The 342-nt window shown below is 53.8% G+C and carries 1 pseudogene; it reads left to right on the top strand.

Features of this window, described 5'->3' with window-relative positions:
* Window positions 1–135: 135 nt before the first annotated feature.
* Window positions 136–342, top strand: a pseudogene (locus tag KNO90_RS14655) (hypothetical protein); the annotation flags it as partial.

Genomic DNA, 342 nt, shown 5'->3' with positions numbered 1-342 from the left:
CGCATCGCGACTGCGTCACTGCTGGGTCTCCCTTTGCTTGCTATTCCCTCAGGAGTCTCGCCTGCCCGTTCTTGGTCACCTTTTGTCCTCCGTCCCATATAATGGTGTGAGAAGAACACACAGGGGGCGGATCTAATGATCAACAAGTCGACACCATCCATCCTTCACGGTCTGACGAACGGAACGGATGTTGAACAGCGGCCCGAGGAGGATGATCTCGGCGTTTACCTTCCCTTTCCCCTAAAACATCGAGTCAAAGTAAATACCGAGCTTTTTCTTCGTCCGTCGTGGCCTTGGAAGAAGACAAACGACCGCCAGATGACGACCGTTTGCGTTGCTCGC

The sequence above is a fragment of the Exiguobacterium sp. s63 genome (assembly GCF_018617335.1).
In the GTDB taxonomy this organism is placed as follows: domain Bacteria; phylum Bacillota; class Bacilli; order Exiguobacteriales; family Exiguobacteriaceae; genus Exiguobacterium.
Note: the sequence above shows the minus strand (reverse complement) of the source record. Positions and strands in the feature narration are given on the sequence as shown.